The organism is Psychrobacter sp. (assembly GCF_018260395.1).
In the GTDB taxonomy this organism is placed as follows: Bacteria; Pseudomonadota; Gammaproteobacteria; order Pseudomonadales; family Moraxellaceae; genus Psychrobacter.
In genome coordinates, this window is the sequence record NZ_JAGLBC010000039.1 from 1 (window position 1) to 20,268 (window position 20,268).

At 37.9% G+C, this 20,268-nt stretch carries 16 protein-coding genes; 6 read left to right on the forward strand and 10 right to left on the reverse strand.

What is annotated here, in order from left to right; all coding sequences use genetic code 11:
* Together QZ265_RS04775 and QZ265_RS04780 are read left to right on the forward strand one after the other, a co-directional pair.
* A partial coding sequence (locus tag QZ265_RS04775; RefSeq protein WP_296403915.1) for an MATE family efflux transporter occupies window positions 1-1,278 on the forward strand: 1,278 nt, incomplete at its 5' end.
* 76 nt (window positions 1,279-1,354) lie between these two features.
* On the forward strand, window positions 1,355-2,833 hold the full coding sequence (locus QZ265_RS04780) for a DASS family sodium-coupled anion symporter (RefSeq protein ID WP_296403917.1): 1,479 nt from the start codon (window positions 1,355-1,357) through the stop codon (window positions 2,831-2,833).
* Between the two features lie 125 nt (window positions 2,834-2,958).
* On the opposite strand, the gene purF is transcribed toward QZ265_RS04780, so the two are convergent.
* The 9 genes from purF to prmB all read right to left on the reverse strand — a co-directional run bounded on the left by purF (window position 2,959) and on the right by prmB (window position 12,669).
* Complete coding sequence (gene purF, locus QZ265_RS04785; protein WP_296403919.1) at window positions 2,959-4,503, reverse strand: amidophosphoribosyltransferase; 1,545 nt, start codon at window positions 4,501-4,503, stop codon at window positions 2,959-2,961.
* A gap of 141 nt (window positions 4,504-4,644) precedes the next feature.
* Window positions 4,645-5,178 (reverse strand): CvpA family protein, encoded by a 534-nt coding sequence (locus QZ265_RS04790; RefSeq protein ID WP_296403920.1) that lies wholly within the window; start codon window positions 5,176-5,178, stop codon window positions 4,645-4,647.
* Between the two features lie 53 nt (window positions 5,179-5,231).
* The gene (locus QZ265_RS04795) at window positions 5,232-6,263 is read right to left on the reverse strand and encodes a quinone-dependent dihydroorotate dehydrogenase (RefSeq protein WP_296403922.1); all 1,032 of its coding nucleotides are present in this window, start codon (window positions 6,261-6,263) and stop codon (window positions 5,232-5,234) included.
* Window positions 6,264-6,654: 391 nt separating this feature from the next.
* Window positions 6,655-7,191, reverse strand: a complete 537-nt coding sequence (locus QZ265_RS04800; protein WP_366513655.1) for a hypothetical protein — start codon at window positions 7,189-7,191, stop codon at window positions 6,655-6,657.
* A 104-nt stretch (window positions 7,192-7,295) separates the two neighbouring features.
* The gene (gene sixA, locus QZ265_RS04805; RefSeq protein ID WP_296403924.1) at window positions 7,296-7,754 is read right to left on the reverse strand and encodes a phosphohistidine phosphatase SixA; all 459 of its coding nucleotides are present in this window, start codon (window positions 7,752-7,754) and stop codon (window positions 7,296-7,298) included.
* 30 nt (window positions 7,755-7,784) lie between these two features.
* The gene (locus QZ265_RS04810; protein WP_296403926.1) at window positions 7,785-9,116 is read right to left on the reverse strand and encodes an NAD(P)H-dependent glycerol-3-phosphate dehydrogenase; all 1,332 of its coding nucleotides are present in this window, start codon (window positions 9,114-9,116) and stop codon (window positions 7,785-7,787) included.
* A 137-nt stretch (window positions 9,117-9,253) separates the two neighbouring features.
* Complete coding sequence (locus QZ265_RS04815) at window positions 9,254-9,832, reverse strand: nitroreductase (RefSeq protein ID WP_296403941.1); 579 nt, start codon at window positions 9,830-9,832, stop codon at window positions 9,254-9,256.
* A gap of 369 nt (window positions 9,833-10,201) precedes the next feature.
* The gene (gene aroC, locus QZ265_RS04820) at window positions 10,202-11,305 is read right to left on the reverse strand and encodes a chorismate synthase (protein ID WP_296403927.1); all 1,104 of its coding nucleotides are present in this window, start codon (window positions 11,303-11,305) and stop codon (window positions 10,202-10,204) included.
* 158 nt (window positions 11,306-11,463) lie between these two features.
* Entirely contained in the window at window positions 11,464-12,669 is a 1,206-nt protein-coding gene (gene prmB / locus QZ265_RS04825; protein ID WP_296403929.1) for a 50S ribosomal protein L3 N(5)-glutamine methyltransferase, read from the reverse strand.
* Between the two features lie 342 nt (window positions 12,670-13,011).
* Between prmB and QZ265_RS04830 the strand changes: the two genes are divergently transcribed.
* From QZ265_RS04830 to QZ265_RS04845, 4 genes are all read left to right on the forward strand, one after another.
* Window positions 13,012-14,313 (forward strand): L,D-transpeptidase family protein, encoded by a 1,302-nt coding sequence (locus tag QZ265_RS04830; RefSeq protein WP_296403931.1) that lies wholly within the window; start codon window positions 13,012-13,014, stop codon window positions 14,311-14,313.
* A gap of 76 nt (window positions 14,314-14,389) precedes the next feature.
* Complete coding sequence (gene coq7, locus QZ265_RS04835) at window positions 14,390-15,031, forward strand: 2-polyprenyl-3-methyl-6-methoxy-1,4-benzoquinone monooxygenase (RefSeq protein WP_296403933.1); 642 nt, start codon at window positions 14,390-14,392, stop codon at window positions 15,029-15,031.
* Between the two features lie 318 nt (window positions 15,032-15,349).
* A complete protein-coding gene (locus tag QZ265_RS04840) occupies window positions 15,350-16,270 on the forward strand; it encodes a hypothetical protein (protein ID WP_296403935.1) in 921 nt (306 codons plus the stop codon).
* 304 nt (window positions 16,271-16,574) lie between these two features.
* On the forward strand, window positions 16,575-19,175 hold the full coding sequence (locus QZ265_RS04845) for an alpha/beta hydrolase (protein WP_296403936.1): 2,601 nt from the start codon (window positions 16,575-16,577) through the stop codon (window positions 19,173-19,175).
* A 152-nt stretch (window positions 19,176-19,327) separates the two neighbouring features.
* On the opposite strand, the gene QZ265_RS04850 is transcribed toward QZ265_RS04845, so the two are convergent.
* Window positions 19,328-20,268, reverse strand: a 941-nt coding sequence (locus QZ265_RS04850; RefSeq protein WP_296403938.1) for a ribonuclease HII, incomplete at its 5' end; no start/stop codon positions are given.

Genomic DNA, 20,268 nt, shown 5'->3' on the forward strand with positions numbered 1-20,268 from the left:
CATTTTCCCAAATCCTACCATTTAGCAGGACTCGGGATCGCCTCACAGCTTTGGCTACTAATACTTATTAGTTTTAACTTCTTACAATACGCCTCTTCAGGATTATCAGCGCAAGCTTTAGGTAGGCAGGCAATTAGAAATAGTAGTCACTCTACCGAGCTTGCGGATATTTTGTTTCGTTCTTTGGGATTAGCGCTAATACTGGCATTGATACTTTGGTTATTTAAGCCTTTTATTCTCACTTTGGGTTTAAAGCTATTAGGCGCACAGCCTGAAAGTAGTGAAGCTGCTTATACTTATTTAAACTTCCGCTACTATGGCATTGTATTTGAGCTCATGAACTACGCTTTTATCGGTTGGTTTGCAGGACAAGGTAAAACCAATCAAATGATGTTGGTACAGCTACTTATATCAGTCATTAATATCGCTATGACTTTAACTTTTGTATATGTGTTTGACATGGGGTTAAAAGGTGTAGCGCTCGGTACTGTGATTGGATATGCAATCGGTTGTATGATGTCGATTGTGTTGGCCAAAATGACTATGAGCAACAGTGCCTCTATGTCCTTACATGGAATCACTATACCTAAATTCAGTAAACACAGAATGGCTGAAATATTTGCTTTTGATAAGATGGTTAGTCTTTTTTCGTTAAATAAAGACATTTTTATTCGAACTATTTTATTAACGCTTAGCTTTGCTTGGATAACCCGCCTATCTGCTCAGCAAGGTGATTTAGTCATGGCCACGAATGCTTTACTACTTCAAATTCTTAGTATTTCCGCTTTTGCTTTAGATGGTGTGGCCGTTGCAGCTGAAAGCTTATCGGGTCAAGCTGCAGCAAGACAATCAAGGCAGCAGTTTCTGGCTGCGGTTAAACGTACTGGTATTATTACCTTTGTACTGGCCTTAGGTCTTACTATAATTTGGGCATTTGTTTTACCTAGCTTTTTGAATATCATGACCAACCTACCTGAAGTTTATGACTTGGCTCTAGACTATCGCATGATAGCTACCTTGTTACCGTTAATAGGTGCAGGAGCATACTGGCTAGATGGCATTATGTTTGGTTTAACTGCAGGCGCTAAGATTCGTCAGGTAGCCATTATAGTCTCTGTCATATTTTTTCCATTAACTTATAGCGTGTATCAGATATATGGTTTACAGTATGCCATGCCAGTTGTGTGGTTTTCTGTCTATTGGTTATTAATTTCTCGTTTCGTAATTGCTGCTATCGTATTATGGCGAAATCAGCGGAGCTTAATCTATAACAAATAGCAGTTAGCAACTAAATATAAGTAGTTAATTAACTCTAACGATATTTGTTTGATCCTCCAACAATAAGGGCTTTATGATGACGGACTCTGCTGAAAAACTCCCTTTTAAACTTATCCCCACACTTTTAGCTATAGGCATCGGTTTTATAATATGGTTTATTATCCCAACTCCAGAAGGGGTATCAGAAGATGCTTGGCATTTGATGGCTTTATTTATAGCAACCATTGTGGCGATTATTGGTAAAGCCCTGCCTATTGGCGCGTTGGCGATAATTGCAATCACCTTAGTTGCTTTGACAGGGGTTACCGCTGAAACGCCGAAGCAGGCCATGCAGGATGCTTTATCAAGTTTCTCTAGTCCCTTAATTTGGTTGATTGGTATCGCTATCATGATATCTCGTGGACTTATTAAAACAGGTCTAGGCTCGAGAATAGCATACTATTTTATCTCTATCGTTGGCAAAAAAACCATTGGTATTGCCTATTCACTTGCTGCTGCTGAGCTATTAATTGCACCGATAACCCCTTCTAATACGGCTCGAGGTGGCGGTATTATTCATCCGATTATGCTGTCCATTGCTAAAAGTTTTCATTCGACCCCTGAAGAAGGCACCCAAAACAAGATTGGTCGTTATTTAGCCATGGTCAACTACCATGCTAACCCTATTACCTCTGGTATGTTTATCACTGCTACCGCCCCAAACCCTTTGGTCGTAGATTTGGTAAATAAGGCCACTGGTAGCCAGATACATTTATCTTGGACAACTTGGGCATTGGCCATGTTTATCCCTGGACTATTGTGTATTTTGGTAATGCCTTTAGTTATTTATTTGATTTATCCACCAGAGGTTAAACAAACGCCTGATGCTAGACAATATGCTAGCGATAATTTGGCAAAATTAGGCGTGGTCACTAGTCATGAAAAAATTATGCTAGCGGTATTTGGTCTAATGTTATTACTATGGGCAAATATACCGGCCTTAATTTTTGGTGATCAATTTGCTATTGATGCAACAGCTACGGCTTTTATTGGTCTTTCTGCGTTACTTATCACTGGTGTATTAAATTGGGAAGATGTGCTCAAAGAGAAGTCAGCTTGGGATACCATTGTCTGGTTTGGGGCCTTAGTAATGATGGCAGACTTCTTGAACAAATTAGGTCTGATTACTTGGTTTTCTACCAATATCGAAACTGCAATCGGTATGACTGGCTTTAGTTGGATTGGTGCTGTAGCGATATTAACCTTGGTTTACTTATACATGCATTACTTTTTTGCCAGTACCACTGCCCATGTAACGGCCATGTTCGCCGCTTTTTATGCAGTTGGCTTATCGTTGGGTGCGCCACCCATGCTATATGCTTTAATATTGGCAGCTGCCGGTAATATCATGATGACCCTAACCCATTATGCAACTGGTACTGCTCCAGTTATATTCAATTCAGGCTATACTACATTACGTGAATGGTGGACAATTGGCTTTATAATGAGTTTTGTCAACCTTGTTATTTGGATTGGTTCAGGCTTGATTTGGTGGAAGTTATTGGGCTTTTACTAATTGCATTTTGTTTTTTAAATATAAGCTATTGACTATAAAATTAAAAAGTCGACAACCGAGTGGATTGTCGACTTTTTTTATAAACTTTAAAAAATCATCTGCTATGACAATCTTAATTCAAAACCTTAATTTTCTTGAATACCTGTCATATCAACTGGGGTTTCTGGTGTACTGCCAATGACTTCCATACCGCCTGATTTTGCTTTAGCTTGATCGTTACGCTGTTGTTGTAAATACTCTAAGTATTCATCAGTAATAGTACCTGTAATGTACTTACCGTCAAATACTGCACAATCAAAGCCTTCTACTTTACTATGCTTAGTATCTTGAACCGCATCAATCAAATCATCCAAATCTTGGAAAATAAGACGATCTGCACCAATAATTTGACGAACTTCTTCTACACTATGACCAGCTGCAATCAGTTCATGACGTACTGGCATATCGATACCATATACATTTGGGTATTTCACTGGTGGCGCAGCACTGGCAAAAAATACTTTATTGGCACCAGCATCACGAGCCATTTGAATAATTTCATGACACGTAGTCCCACGTACAATAGAGTCATCTACCAACAATACGTTTTTATTTTTAAATTCTAATGGCACCGCATTTAATTTCTGGCGTACTGATTTTTTTCGTTGTTGTTGACCAGGCATGATGAAGGTTCGACCAATATAACGATTTTTCATGAAGCCTTCACGGTACTTAACATTTAGGTTAAGCGCCAATTCCATAGCAGAAGTTCGAGAGGTATCAGGAATTGGAATAACCACATCAATCTCATGATTTTCGCCCCACTCATTACGAATCTTTTGAGCCAACTTCTCTCCCATACGTAATCGGGCTTTGTAAACAGAAATATTGTCAATAATTGAGTCAGGACGTGCAAAATAAACGTATTCAAACATACAGGGAGTATATTGTTTTGGCTCAGTACATTGACGGGTATGCAGATTATTATTTAAATCAATGAAGATCGCTTCACCTGGTTTAACATCACGAACTACCTTGAAACCAGAACCTGTTAAAGCGACAGATTCCGAAGCCACCATATATTCAGTTTGGCCATCAGCAGTTATACGCTCACCATAAATTAACGGACGAATACCATTTGGATCTCTAAAAGCAACGAGACCTTGACCTGTGATTAGGGCAACTACAGCATACGCACCTTCAATTCGCTTATACATCGAGCTAATAGCATCAAAAATGTCTTCCGGAGTCGGTTGTGTTTTTCCCAAAGCTTGAATTTCATGCGCTAAAACGTTAAGCAACACCTCAGAATCAGAGTTGGTATTCAAATGACGCAAATCATCCTGGTACAATTCTTTGGCAAGTTTTTCAGCATTGGTTAAATTACCGTTATGGGCTAAAGTGATACCATATGGTGAATTCACATAAAAAGGTTGTGCCTCTGCGCTACTTGAAGTTCCAGCAGTAGGGTATCTGACATGGCCAACGCCAAAATCTCCAACCAATCGCATCATGTGACGTGTCATAAACACATCTCGAACCATGCCATTGTCTTTACGTAAATAAAAACGTCCATCTTTCATGGTCACGATTCCGGCAGCATCTTGACCACGGTGCTGAAGCACGGTTAATGCATCATACAACACTTGGTTAACGGGCTCATGTGCTGCAACACCTACAACTCCACACATACTCTATCCTTTTAAAATATACTCTAGAGGTTAAAAGATTTATTTATTAGTGGCTAAATTTAACTTTATTTGCTGAGTCAGCAGCAAGTTTATAAAAACCTGTTGCTTTTTTGGTAACGAATTAAACAACTCACTCGTTATTTATTGAGTAACTTCTTCTGAGCCTGCTGGTTGCGAATCAGGCATGTCAATTTGTTGCCATGCCTCACCCAATACTTTAGTCGTAAAATCTTTTGCAAAAGGTGCATAGGGAAATAATTCTGGTGCAATTACAGAGGACTGCCATAAAGAAGTCTTAACAATAACCGGCGCCGAGATACTTAACATGACCAAAACCACAAGGATATTTTTTGCAGCACCCAATACACCACCTGCCAGCTGATCAACAAAGCCTAATTTTAGACCCTTTACAATACCGGATACTAAAAATGTTATTAACTGAATAATGAGCAGCACTAATAACACCACTGCTAAAAATCCAGCCCCAGTCTGTAATACTGGAGAGCTTACAAATTTAGCCATATATGGGGCTACATCATCTGCTAAACGGGTGGCCGCCAATAGTGCTATAAACCAACCAACTAAAGCAATTGAGCTACGGATAAACCCTGCATTAAATCCTCGCCATAAACCTGCCAGCACGATTACAGCTATGATAATATCTAATAAACCCATGCATTCATCCTAGCTTTCATTCAATAATGTGAAGACCTAAATGTAATCATGATTTACAGCAAGTTATCACGATAACTGGTTATCGCTTCAACACACTGTTGTACCAATTTTGGTCCTTTATAAATCATGCCACTATACAGCTGAACCATACTGGCTCCGGCATCAAGCTTACGAACTGCTTTATCGCCACTGTCTATACCGCCTACACCGATAATTGGTAATTTACCTTCTAGTCGCTCATGAAATTGTTCAATTATCTGAGTACTCAAATGCCCCACTGGGCGACCCGAAAGCCCTCCAGCCTCATTGCCATGAGGTAAATCTTCAACCCCTGTTCGGCTTAAAGTAGTATTGGTAGCAATAAGTCCATCAATCTCAAACTCAATTAATTGCTTTGCGATATAATCTACTTGTTCTTCCGTCAAGTCAGGGGCAACCTTCAACAGCATTGGCACATAAAATCCATAGTCGGTAGCCAATTGGCTATGACGGTTTTTAATACTGTCTAATAGTTCCGTTAAAGCATCACCACTTTGTAAGTCACGAAGGTTCTTAGTATTAGGTGATGAAATATTAACGGTAATATACGAGGCATGAGGATACACTCGGTCCAAACAATATATGTAGTCATCTGCTGCATTTTCAACAGGTGTTACTGCGTTTTTTCCTATATTAATACCAATGTTACCTCGGTACTTACAACTTTTTACGTTTTCAATTAAATGATCGACACCCATATTATTAAAGCCCATACGGTTAATAATGGCATCTGCTTCTTTAATTCTGAACATTCTAGGTTTGTCATTACCCTGTTGTGGGCGAGGTGTCACAGTCCCAACTTCAATAAACCCAAATCCCAACTCAGCTAAAGCATCTATATAACGACCATTTTTATCAAGTCCTGCTGCCAAACCAACAGGATTTGCAAATTGTAAGCCCATACATTCTGTTGGCAACGATTGTTGAGAATAGACAAAGCCCAAGGTATGTGTTTTGTGTGCCTTTTCTAAAAGCTGAAGGGTTAAGTCATGAGCATGCTCAGGGTCTAAATTAAACAAGAAAGGACGTAATAAGGCGTAGGACATAACGCTAGATAACCTGCTGTTAATTAAGTAAATTTAGAGAATAGCTATGCGGCATTACTCTTAGATAAAAAAAGATAAGTTTACTTAAGATTATGGTGTGTTCTACTAATAAGCTATTGATTATAACAGTATAATGACCTCAAATCATCGATTAGTGCTAACTAATAATTACTAAGGGTCTCAATAAGTTAAATGAAAAAGGCTTAAAAATAGAGTAAACATCCTTATCTATTACTAAGCATCTATTACTAAGCCCGATTTGATTAAGCCCTATTTCAATAAGGCTCAATTAACGTGTTTGATATAGTTAACCCAGCTTTATTTGCAATAACATTCTAAAAAAATTTACGTTATAATTTAGCCAATTTCAATTTTTGATTATTGAATTTGATTATTGCACAGGTCTATTATCTGACAGCGCAATCCAGCCTTTGACAATACGATATATATGCCATATAAAAGCAAATAAAAAGATAATCCCTCCAGTTACGACCAAAGCTGTCGACCCTAATGACATATTTGAGCTAGCTGAAAATACGCCTATACCAAGCCCGCCTAAACCAATTACTGCTAGCACTGTACCTATAATGCCAAATACAATACTGTACCAAAAAGTTTTGATTTGCCAATCAAAGTGGGTAGCTAACCAAGTATTTTCAGCTTGTTTACGACGTGCATAGTTCATAATAATAGGAACAATCCACAGTAGACCCGCTGTGAAATAACTTAATACATATAGTAAATACGTGATGTGATTATAACGAACCAATGACGCCTCTTGCTCTTTACTTATTAAAGAGTCAGTGCTTAAGGACGTTTTAGCAAGTTGAGAATGCTGAAGCGTTGTCTTATCTATACTGCTTAAAGGTAGTGATAAATCTGGTTCATCAAGCTGAGTCGTTTGGCGTGTGTCGCGATTATTTTCCATAACACTCCCCTTTAGCGTTAAACGTAAATGAATTAATAATAGAAGTCGTGGTCTTTAAGCTTCAAAACTTTTAATATTGAAAACTTAGCTTATACTTAAAAGCCTTAAAGGCTTAACTTAGGAACATAACGATCAATTTCAGAACCCATATCAGGTGCAATAAGTTCGGCATCAAAAATACGAGCTTCTGCCAAATGATAAGACTCAGGCACATCGGCAGTTAATAAAGCAGCCATTTTAGCTACTATCGGCATATGACATACCACCACTACACACCCTACTTCCACGTCCGTTAAATCATGTAAGGCTCTTGTTGGTTCATCCTCTGGAGTTATATTCGATTGCACCTTTACAGGTACATCAGGCTTAAGAGTCGTTAAAGCTTGTAAAGTTTGCTGTGCTCTGACATAAGGGCTGACTATAAATAGATCTGGATTATATTTATCAACGATATATTGCGCAGTTTCGGCGGCTTGTTGCTGACCTAAATCAGTCAAAGTACGCTCTGAATCTTGTTGAGTTTGACGTTCTGCTTCGCCATGACGCATTAGAATAACTTTCATATCAATATATCCCGTATGTTTGCTAAAATTTTATTTGGTAGTGGCCGCAGTCATTTGTGCATTTAATGCCTCATTACTATATTCATGAGGCATAACGAACTCTACATCACTTCTAAAGCCAGTTTCCATTAAATTTAACGCAACGCCCAATGCCGCTTGGTCATCATATATAACCGCATATAACGCGTGCGTAATCGGCATATAAATCCCAAGCTTCGTTGCTTTTTCATGAACCTGTTGAATGGTGTTCACCCCTTCAGCAGTTTGGCCAAGTTTCTTAACAGCCGCTTCGATGCTCATGCCCTTACCTAACATATTGCCAATACGGTAATTACGGCTAAGCTCGGAACTACAAGTAGCATATAAATCGCCAACACCAGATAGACCTAAGAATGTTAAGGGATTAGCCCCTGTAGCGACTCCAAATCTGCTCATTTCAGCTAACGCTCTGGTCAACAGCATCGCCTTAGTATTTTCACCAACGTTATAAGATGCTGCCATACCCATAGCGATTGCATAAATATTTTTTAGTGCGCCGCCAAGTTCTACGCCTTTAATATCATCTGAAGAAAATATTCTAAAGAATGCACTATGTAATGCAGATTGAACCGCATGACGCAACAATTCAGAATCGCTAGCTATTACAGAAGCAGAAGGCATATTCTGCATAATTTCAACCGCTAAATTTGGGCCTGACATCACGCCAAAATTTACTTCCGGAAGCTCTTCTTTAATGATGTCGCTCATTAAACTAAAGGTGTCTTTTTCCATACCTTTGGTCAAAGATACAATAGACTGACCGCTTAAATAGGGACGGATATTTTTTAGTGTCTCTCTAAAGGCTGAGCTTGGCACTGCTACAAAGATAATATCTTTATCTTGAACAGCAGTTTTTAAATCATGCTCATATTTCAAGCGTTCATCTAAGGTATAACCGGGCAAATATTTTTTATTAATACGCGTTTTTTGCAGTGATTTAACAGTACGTTTATTACGGACCCAAAGAGTAGAATTACAGCCATTGCGTGCCGATAAATTAGACATGGCAGTCCCAAAGCTGCCCCCACCCAAGAATGCCAAACGCAGTTGTTGTGGTGCTTTCACACCTTCAGGTTTCGTCATATTATTTAGTACAGTTTTTTCAATTTCTTCAGGATTTAAACCAGCATTATCACGTTTAGACTTAATTTTACTTGCTTTATCGAATAGACTGGCTAGAAGCCCAGAATTAAATACTGACTTGTCTTCTTGTGACTCACTAAATTGTTGTTTTACCTCGTCCTCTGCATTAGTCTCTGCGATTATTTCGGATTGATCCTTTTGTTTTTCATCAACTTCACTGTTTTTATGGTCAGCAGACATAAGCTTACTCTCTAGGTTTTAAAAATTATGGATTTAAATTATAAAATGGATTGATTGAAGTTTTAATTAAATATTAAATAGTATTACTATAAGAAGTTAATATACGAATTTAAAAGATCGCTACTAAATATCCCTTACTATGAGTCAAACTTAATGAACTCAGTTGTATCTATATCCTCTCGAGTGGGCATAGTACAATGGCTGCTACCGACATAGACAAAGGCAATAACATAATCTTCATCGCCTACATTAAAATAACGCTTAACCTCAGGCTCATTGGCTAAAGGTCCTGTACGCCACACGGTACTGAAACCCTGAGCTTTTAAGGCTAAAAGCAAATTTTGTACTGCAGCACCTGCACTCAACAACTGCTCAAACTGAGGCACTTTTTCATGATACTTCATGTTAGTGACAACCGTTATAATCATCGGAGCTCTTAAAGGCATCTTTAAAGTTTTATCTGCCGTACGCTCATCAAGATCTGTGCCTTCAAGCACTGCCTTAGCTTGAGCTGCTGCTAATAAGGCCCTGCCAAAAGCATGTCTTTGTTGACCTTCTGTAACGATAAAGCGCCAAGGTTGTAACTTTTTATGGTCAGGCGCTGTCATAGCACACTCAATGGCTGCCTCAACTTGATGATGCTTTGGAGCAGGTATGGTTAGGTTGCCAATGCTACGACGTGATTTAATCCAATTTATGACTTGTTCATCAGTCACCTTAGCCGATTGAGCACTACCTTGTTCATACTGTGAATGGGTTTCTAAATTATTGTCGTTATTTGATTCAGTCATAACATCCTCAATAAATTGATTCGTTAACTATCATAAAAAGTATTAATAAATTAAATTTTTATTTGTGCTCTGTTTTATTGTTAAATGCTCTTTTTTATAGCTAGTAATAGCTGAGAATTTTAAGAAGTTTAAACTCAAAGAAACTTATTATTATGGCACTTTGATACGTCTTATTAATTAATTGAATCTTTATATTTAAATCCACTACATTCAATATCAGCAGTGGATTTATCAATTAGAACAAACAACTAATGAAGTTAAAGGCTAAATATAGATTAAGTTATAAGCTTTTAATTATGCAATCGCAGAAACTGGTGGTTTCACATCCGCATTTTGACCACGATGACGTAAATAGTGGTCTAGCAACACTATAGCTAGCATAGCTTCCGCAATAGGCGTAGCTCGAACTCCAACACATGGGTCATGACGACCCTTGGTTAACATGTCTATTGAGTTGCCGTCAACATCAATACTTTTACCCGGCGTAGTGATACTTGAGGTTGGTTTAAGGGCGATACTCACCTTGATATCTTGACCCGATGAAATACCGCCTAAAATACCACCTGAATGGTTGGCGGTAAAACCCTCTGGGGTTAACTCATCGCGAGACGTATGTCCAAACTGTTCAGCAACGCTCATGCCATCACCAATCTCAACGCCTTTTACCGCATTGATACTCATCATGGCATGAGCAATATCAGCATCTAATCGATCAAAAACTGGTTCACCTAATCCAACAGGCACGCCTGAAGCGATAACTTCAAGCTTAGCCCCACAGCTGGTACCTTCTCTTCTTAAACGCTCAATTAAAGATTCAAATCTCGGAATAGCATCGGCATCAGCACAAAAGAATGGATTGCTATTAACAAACTGCCAATTAATGCTACTAGGGTCTTGAGAGGTAGTACATTCACTGCCCATTTGAACCACATGACCATGAATGGTTATACCCAATCGCTGTTGTAAATATTTTTTTGCAATCGCACCAGCTGCTACTCGCATGGCTGTTTCACGAGCAGAAGAGCGACCACCACCTCTATAGTCGCGGAAGCCATACTTCATGCTATACGTATAATCGGCATGACCAGGACGAAAGGTATCTTTGATCTCACTATAATCTTTAGATTTTTGATTGGTATTACGAATTAATAGACCTATAGAAGTACCGGTCGTCTTGCCTTCAAAAACGCCAGAAATTATCTCCACCTCATCAGGCTCACGGCGCTGGGTGGCAAATTTGGAGGTACCGGGCTTACGACGGTCTAAATCTAGTTGTAAATCCGCACTAGTCAACGCCATTCCTGGAGGAATGCCATCTACTATGGCCATTAGTCCTTCTCCGTGAGACTCTCCACATGTCGTGACCCTAAATACCTGTCCAATACTATTTCCTGCCATAACTCATGCTCATTTTTATTGTAGTTAATCAATATTGCTTATTTGAATCCATTTATATCATATCAAAACTAATCTTAATTAATTGCAGATAAAAGGCTTAATCATTTGCTTAACCCTGATTACTGTTTTGAAGATTACTGTTTTAAAAATTGCTGTTTTTAAGATTGCAACTGCGCCACTTGAGTTGCAAACAAGTGACGATTATTTACCAATTCTTCGCGATCAATAGCAAAAATACCATTCCCGCCTCGAGCGAAAGTTAACCAGCTAAATTGGATATCGGGATACGCTTGACGTAATGCCCAGTCGCTGTCCCCTACTTCACACACCAATAGACCTTCTGGTGATAAATAATCTGCCGCTTCATTCAGAATTTTGTGTACAAGGTCTAAACCATCTTGACCCGCTGCTAAGGCATGTTCAGGTTCATGAATAAATTCAGGGGGTAATTCTGCCATTGCTGCGGCATCTACATAGGGCGGATTGGTAACAATTAGTTCGTACTGATTTTCCGCTGGAATCTTATCAAATAAATCAGACTCAATAAGATTTAACTGGTGCTCCATACCATGATGCTCAACGTTAACGGCTGCTACTTCTAATGCTGAGGTATCTATGTCTGCCGCATCAACTAAAGCATCTTTAAATCTGCTGGCAACTGCAACTGCGATACACCCTGACCCTGTACATAAGTCTAGAATACGTTCGGGCTGATATAGCTGTTTGTTTTCTAGCCCATGTAAATAAAACGAAGGCATATCTGGCGTAGAATCTGCTCCTAAAGGCTGAGCATATTCATTGGTTTGAAAGTAGGGATAAAACTGTTGCCGAATCAGCTCAGCAATAGGGGATCTGGGAATAAGTACACGTTCATCAACATAAAATGGTAAGTCGCAGAAATAAGCCAAGTTAACCAGATAGCTTAGCGGCTTTCGGTAAACAATTCGCGACTGTAATAAGGACATTACTTCACCCTTCTCAGATGGCGTTAAGCGGCAGTCTAGAATCTGTTCATCTGCCGACCAATCCAAAGACAAGGTATGTAATACAATGGCAGCAGCTTCAGCAAAGACGTCATTCGTTCCTTGCGCCACAACGACCTCGTAATTACGTAACTGAGTAACACAAAAACGGATAAAATCTCGAATGGTATATAAGCTGTCTGCTGCTTCTTCGCAATCTTTAGTTAAGACATCGAACTGTCCATTTAATGAATTCTGTAATAAATCATCCTCTATACCTTGTATTTCAGAGCCTTGCTCTTCAGAGCCTTGTATTTGAGCGAGTAAAGCTTGAGCATCAAGGGAAGATAAAGCGGCATTGGTATTCATTGCTTGGTCGAAGCTTGAATTATCTATTGACATATTTAATCTGCTATTTCAATTACTAAGTTATGTTACTGTGTTTTATAGTATTCTAAAACTTCTAGTGACTCATTCTATATGAAATTTTAATCAAAAATTAAATTAGTTTTAGTGACTTTATTATGTTGATTATACATTTAAATCATATTTTTATTCGCTATCATATACTCTTTATTTAGGTTTATAACTTTAGACATTTGCTTAATAACTTTAGGCATTTGGTTGTATCAGCTATAAGATAGCTCAATTGTTACGGTTACTTTCAATTTTGTGGTTAATATTTGCCACTAGCAACTTTTCGTCGCATAATAGCTACACCTTTTTTTTATTGTGAATACTTGTATGACTATGTATGTGAAACCTACAACTTCCCAAGCTGCTACTAAATTCGCTCCAACATTTCTTGTTGCTACTATAGCTGCTACTTTATTTGCCTTTAGTGGCTCTGCATTTGCGGTTACCAGTGCCAAAGACCAAGCCAAACCTGTAGATAGTCTACAGCAACTAATCAATGATGCTAATAATCAAAAACATCAAGATGCTTTGCAAAAAGCAAAGATAGCTGATGAAAAGGCTGAATTGTCAAGCGATGATGCAGAAGATATCGCTATTCAAAATGAAGTAAACCATGAAATAGCCGAACAGACCAATAATGATGTTGTAGAGGGTGAGGTAGTTACAGCACCCACGTCTATTATTGATGAAGATTCGATTAAGAGTATCGAGAACAAAGACGGAAAGATATACAAAACGACCAATCTTTCGAACTACGCTCGTGCAGTAAACGGCGCGGTTTGGACCCCTAATATGCGAAAAAACACCGCAATGTCGGTAAAAATGCAAGCATTACTAGACTGGAACCATGCTTCACCGGGTCCTGTTGATGGTGGCTGGGGTATGAACAGCACCAAGGCGTTGGCTAACTTCCAAACAATGAAAGGCTTACCTAGCACAGGTAAAATGGACACAGCTACTTGGAATGCTTTAATTAAAAATATAAATCCAAATCAACCTGTATTGGTTCAGTACACCTTAACCCAAGACGATGTGAATACAAATTTTGCACCGACACCCTCAGGTTCAGAAGCCAAATCCAAAATGAAAGGGTTATACTACCAAAATATTAAAGAGATGTTAGGTGAACGCTTCCATATGGATGTGCGCTATCTTGAAAAACTGAATAAAGGCAAGACCTTCTCTGAAGGTGAAGTTTTAACAGTACTAAACGTAGGTGACCCACTAAAGAATAGTATTAACCATGTTGTAGCCGATAAAGCTGCTAGAACTTTATACGCTTACAATGGAGATAAGCTTGTTGCTACCTATCCAACCACTGTTGGCAGTACTACAACCCCTTCTCCAACTGGTAGCTATAAAATTGTTAATAAAGTTAAAATGCCTTGGTACAAGTCTACTGTGTCAAATGGCGACAAAAAACAAATATTCATGCTACCTCCGGGACCAAATAATCCAGTTGGTGTAGTGTGGATGGGATTATCCAAACCGTCATATGGTATTCATGGCTCTCCAATTCCAGAAGGTATTAGCCGCCAAGCTTCTGCAGGTTGTGTACGCTTGACCAACTGGGACGTTCTTGAAGTCTTTGCAAATATTGAAGGCGGGGCTACAGTAGATCTTAAATAATTTGGCTACAGTTTTAATCATCTATAATTTTATCATTAACAATATAAATAAATATCAAAAAACATAAAGGTCAGTTATGTCTAAAAATTTAAGTTTTATTGACCGTGCTATTGTCGGCTTTGATAGCAGTTTGCGATCTATAATTCCACATTCTAATCAGACTGCACGCCCTTTACCTGTTAGCTCTGACAAAATACCCGAACTATCTATCAACGAGTCTCGCCATGTGGCGGGGCTTATGCGTATTAATCATACTGGAGAGGTATGTGCGCAAGGTTTGTATCATGGTCAAGCTTTTACAGCCAAAGATGTACAAGTTAAACAGGCTATGCAACACTCTGCGGATGAAGAAATTGATCATTTGGTATGGTGTGAAACTCGTCTTGATGAATTAGGCAGCCACCCTAGTGTTTTTACACCCATTTGGTATGGCCTTTCTTTTGGTTTAGGTGCTATTGCAGGTATTATTTCTGACGAGTTCAGCTTAGGGTTCGTTGCTGAGACAGAAGCACAGGTTAGTGAACATTTGCAGGACCATATTCATTCATTGCCACAGCAAGACATACGAAGTAAAGAAATATTAACACAAATGAATCTTGAAGAACTTCAACATCGTGAGACGGCGCTTAACCATGGCGGACACGCATTGTCAGCACCTGTTAGGGTATCTATGCGTTGGATGGCCAATCGTATGAAAAGCTTGGCATATCATTTATAACTTTTAAATAAAAATATGAGCATAAGCTATAGTTAATAGCCTTAAACATAGCTATTGACTTTAATATTTTAAAATTTAAATCGTTTAAAAATTATATACTTTCATACAATGCTTTTTTATAAGTTAAATTTACAACAGCCCTCTTTATTGATGAGTATAAAATTGATATGTTATGGCTCTTATTGTATCTAAAAACCCGTCAAGTTCAATTTATATTGTTGTATTAGCTATACTTACCTATTAAAAATTTTGTACTGGTTATCTATTTTGGATGAATATCCCCCATCATTAATTACGATTATTTATAAGGACCTAATAATGAATAAATCGGTTTCGGCGAAACTTTTTTCAAGTGCTTTATTGGTCAGCTTAGTAGCGACAGGCTGTGAATCACTACCAACTTCAAGCACTAGTTCAGGCTCAACTTCAGGCCCTACCACTGCTGTAATATCAGATAATACTGACACCAATGCTGCTATTAATGCAGACACCACCGGCGGTAAAGTATTCAAAGTTAAATATGATGCCAATGAATTAAAAACTGATTCTTTAATTAATTCAATAGACATTACTACTAATAACCTATCTGGTATACCAACTCCTACAGTAACTGTATCTAACTTAAATTACATCCCAACTGTATTAATACCTAAAACTCGTAATAATCCGAATGACTTATTAGACGTAAGTCTATTAGATGACTTTATTGACGAAATCAGTCCTCATGCTCGTCATTATCCACCAAACTTCAATAGTAAATCTGATCTTTACTATGCAAAAGAAAAGCTTAAAGAATTAGAACAATGGCTTCGTCCATTTGCTGAAAACCAAGATGCTTCATATGATGTTCTATTAAGAGCTGCTAAGTTAAATGGTATGGCACGTAACTTAGACTTAGGGTCTGACTATGCCATCCGTGGCAGTACTTTTGTAGCTAAAGCCATTGATAGACAGCCAAATAGTGCGGAAGCAAACTTCATTTATGGCATGATGCTAACTGAAGGTGGCGGCTTTAAAGAAGGTCAAAAATACTTGTTAAAAGCAGCATCACAGAATTATAGAGAAGCAGAACAAAGTTTGGCCCAGTCTGATTTATTAAATGACAAACGTTCAGCTGCCTTGTCTCGCTTAAAAACACTGCAGCAAAAGTATCCAAGTGACACGACTATTGCTAAGCAAATCGAAATTATTGATGCTGGAAAATACTACATTTGGGACATTCCGGTTCCAAAAAAATAGAGTGGTGATTAATTTTCATCATCCTCATTTAATTATGTTGTCTTATGATTAGAATGAGATTAGAAACTACTTATAAAAAACTCATGAAGCCACTTAATTGTGGCTTTATGGTTTTAGATTTTACTTTTGCTTATATTTCTATATAAGTTATCTGCATCAGTTTACTTCGCAATTGTCATACTAATTGGTTAATAATAGAGTATTATTAATTATATCATTCCAATAATAAGTATTTAGTTCCATAATTCATTCTTATGGCATAACCTTTATATATGTCTATAAGTCTTTGGTTTCGGACATATTCATGCATAATAACCTAAAATTATTAAAGCTGACTTCTTGTATAGCTATAGCTTCAAGTCTCTTAATAACTGCGTCTTGTAGCACAGTTTCTGTTGACCAAAAAAACTCTGGTCAAACCATCGTTAATAATCGAGACAATATTGTCACCAGTAGCAGGTTAAGCAATAAAAGTTCGTCATTGCTGATTTCTATGGGCATGCCTGCAGATGAGTGCCTAAATGATTTTGATAAATGTCTTAATAGGGTTGATAAAGGATTCATAAATAAGAATAGTAAAGAGCATCTTGCTTTATTAGCAGAGATTCATATGGCTAAAGCGAAATCTATTGCTGATTCTGAAAGTTGTGTCAAAAGAATTGATCGACCTCCAATAGATCCTTATTATACCAATGCGCCTAAGACCGCTCAGCAACGTAGCGAGTTTTTTAACTATCTGAAACAATGCAATACAGCATATCGAGATAATCTATTAAATGCCATAAAAAACAGTTACGGTTATTTGTTTTATGCTCAGCTAAACCCGAATACTCAATCCGATAGTGAAGTGCCCACCAAACCCAATAATCTACCTACCAATTTAGATATCCAAACTCAAGATATTTATAACACAGCTTCGGATGCACTAATAAAACAACTTTATGATCTTAAAGATGATACTAATCAATCAAGTAAAATAACCTCCTATATAAGTCCACAATTGGTTAGTGATAGCAGTTCATCGAAAGCCAATGAGTTGGATCAAGCCAATACTATACAAGCCAATACTATAAACGGTATAAAGAATGGAGATCTAGTAAAGGTACTAAATTTCACCTTCCCTCCCATTGACCAAAATGATTATCTACAATCAAATAAAACGTCAAAAAACGAAGCCGCAACCACAGAGGTGCAAAAAAAAGCACTTGAATTACAAACCACCATTTTAAATAAAAATGCTGATACCTCTATTGATATCTACCTACCAAATGATCCTGAATATTTACAAAATACTAAAACTCACAATAACAGTATAGACAAACTGTACGCCAGTCATGACTTAAGTTTTTCGGGGCTTAACACAATAAGTGAGCGCGAAGGGGTTGGTATTAGCTACGTTACTCTATTAGATAATCGTCTTGATACTTCAATAAAAACCTTAATTGGAACAGCCAATAAACAGCTTAACTCAAAAAACCCAGTTGATAGAATTCATCAAACGGGAAATCTGCTTTTAACAGGTGTGGTGCTTCCAGAAGGTGATACTCTAAAAGATGTATTGGCCAGCAATAAATACGATATCAAACTATATAATCCACATTATACCGAGACAATAGATATCCTAGGAAAACCTTTTTACCTTGCGGCGAACTTTTCAGCAAGCTATGGTATGTGGTTGGCCGAAAACCAACTTGATAATGTTGGCTACTTTAGCCTATTAGCCAAGCAGCAAAGTCTTGTATTGCCTCAGTTGTTTATGCTTGAACCTTATGACCCCAATAAACGCATTATCATCATGTTGCATGGTCTAGCTTCTAGTCCGGCGACTTGGATTAGTATTACCAATGATATTTCAAATGACAAAGAGTTGCGTGATAATTATCAAGTGTGGCAAATTTTCTATCCAACGAATATTCCAATATTAGAAAATCGCTATAGAATTCAAGAACTGATCGAAACCGCTTATAAGATTAACGACCCTAATTCACAGCACATAGCTAGCCATGACTCAGTATTAATTGGCCACAGCATGGGGGCAGTTATTGGGCGAATGTTGGTGTCCAATGAGAATCTGCGCGATAACTTCAATCGATTGTCGCAAGAAGAAAATACAGTTCGACTCAGTAAACTGGTTAATGATCAGTTAGGCAAAGAAAACTTATTAAATAGGTTACAGTTAAAAAAACTGAAAAGTGTTGATACCGCTGTATTTATTTCTGCCCCCTTTAGAGGCACTGATTTCGCAGACCGCTGGTTTACCCAATTATTAAGGCGGGTTATTCATCTTCCGCTTGGTTTTATTCAAACTATTACTGGTAATTTAGCTAGTATTGCTACAGAGGGTGAACTAGCAAGTAATCCACTTGGTGCACTTTATTTTCAAAATGGTGCCAGCCAATTGAGTGATAAGTCCTCATTTATGAAATTAACTGCTGATTTAAAAATAGCTGATGACGTAACCTATCATTCTATAATTGCCAATAGAGACTCAGATCTTTATCAAGGATTATTGCGTTTAAAATTAACTACTACGCCAGATACAGTCTTGGCTGACCAAGCATCACCTCAGATTCTTAAAGCGGGAATTAGTAGTACAAATTTAGGAGGTACTACAGAAGATAATTCTGCTGAATCCTCTAAAAGTGGTAAAAATAATGCTGATACCAACAATAATGCTGCTGATAAAATTGCTGACATAACTGATGATATGGCTCAAGTAGTTAGTCCTGCTACGCTATCTGACGGCATTGTACCTTATAAAAGCTCTCATTTAGAAGGTGCAGCCAGTGAAACCATAATCAAGGGTGGCCATGGAATTCAAGATACACCCGAAGCCGTTTTAACCTTACGTAAGATCTTGCATCAACACTTAAAACAGCACCCTATTGATAAGAAGCAACAATAAAGTAAAATAGAATCACTAATTTAGATTAGCTACTTTATGGCAGATGTCATTATTGATGTCATTATTAAAGTCTTATAATATGAAAGTCTGACAAATTCAAATCTGCCAACACTTGAATTTAACAACTCATTGCTACTGATTTGTCATCGTTACTAAATTATCATCAAAGCTAGCTTTACCGGCTTAAAGCTACGTCTATGTTGCGGTAACACTCCCAATTTTTGAATGGCTTCGATATGTGCTTTGGTGGGGTAACCCTTATGACTCTCTAGACCATAACCAGGATAAATGACACTATCAGAGATAATCTGTCTGTCACGACTAACTTTAGCCAATACACTCGCAGCAGCTATGGCAGTATGACGAGCATCACCTTTGACCCAAGCTTCCCTATTTACTAAACAGGTTGAGCCACTATAATTACCAATACCATGACGTTGTAGCAACTGCCAATCTAAATCTGGCAGTTTATTACCGTCTATTAATAATTTAAAGCTTATGGCTGGCATGGTCGCATTCTTTAAACTATATTGAATGGCGTTAAAGGTATGTATCATAAGCTGCTCGCCTGCCACTCTCATCCCAAGCATTGTGGCTTGCAAAATATTGACATCATCTATCACAGCAGCTGGAATTTCTACAGTTGCATAGGCAATTGCTTGTTGTTTAATAGGCTCATATAGGCTTTCACGCTTCAATTCGCTCAGCTTCTTTGAATCAGTTAGCACAGACAGTGGTGTATCTTGCAAAGGGTTATGCTCTATTAAAGCCGACCATTTATTGGGCAAAATAGCGCCCGAAATTACTACACTGCCATACAAAGGCCCACGCCCTACTTCATCAATGCCTATTTCAAATTCTAAAAACGAATGGGTTTGCTCTGATGTATCAAAGCCATTGACATCGGATGTAATATTAAAATTCTGTATCTCGTGGTATAAATGCTTTCGATTGACATTACCTTCAACCTTAATAGGATCCACCAATGGCAAGGGTAAACTGTTTTGAGCAGTCGATGAGGTTGAAAGTATTTCTTTGATAGTAAGTGAAAAAGTGGTCATTATAAGTAGCTTTACAATAGGTTTAAATCTTA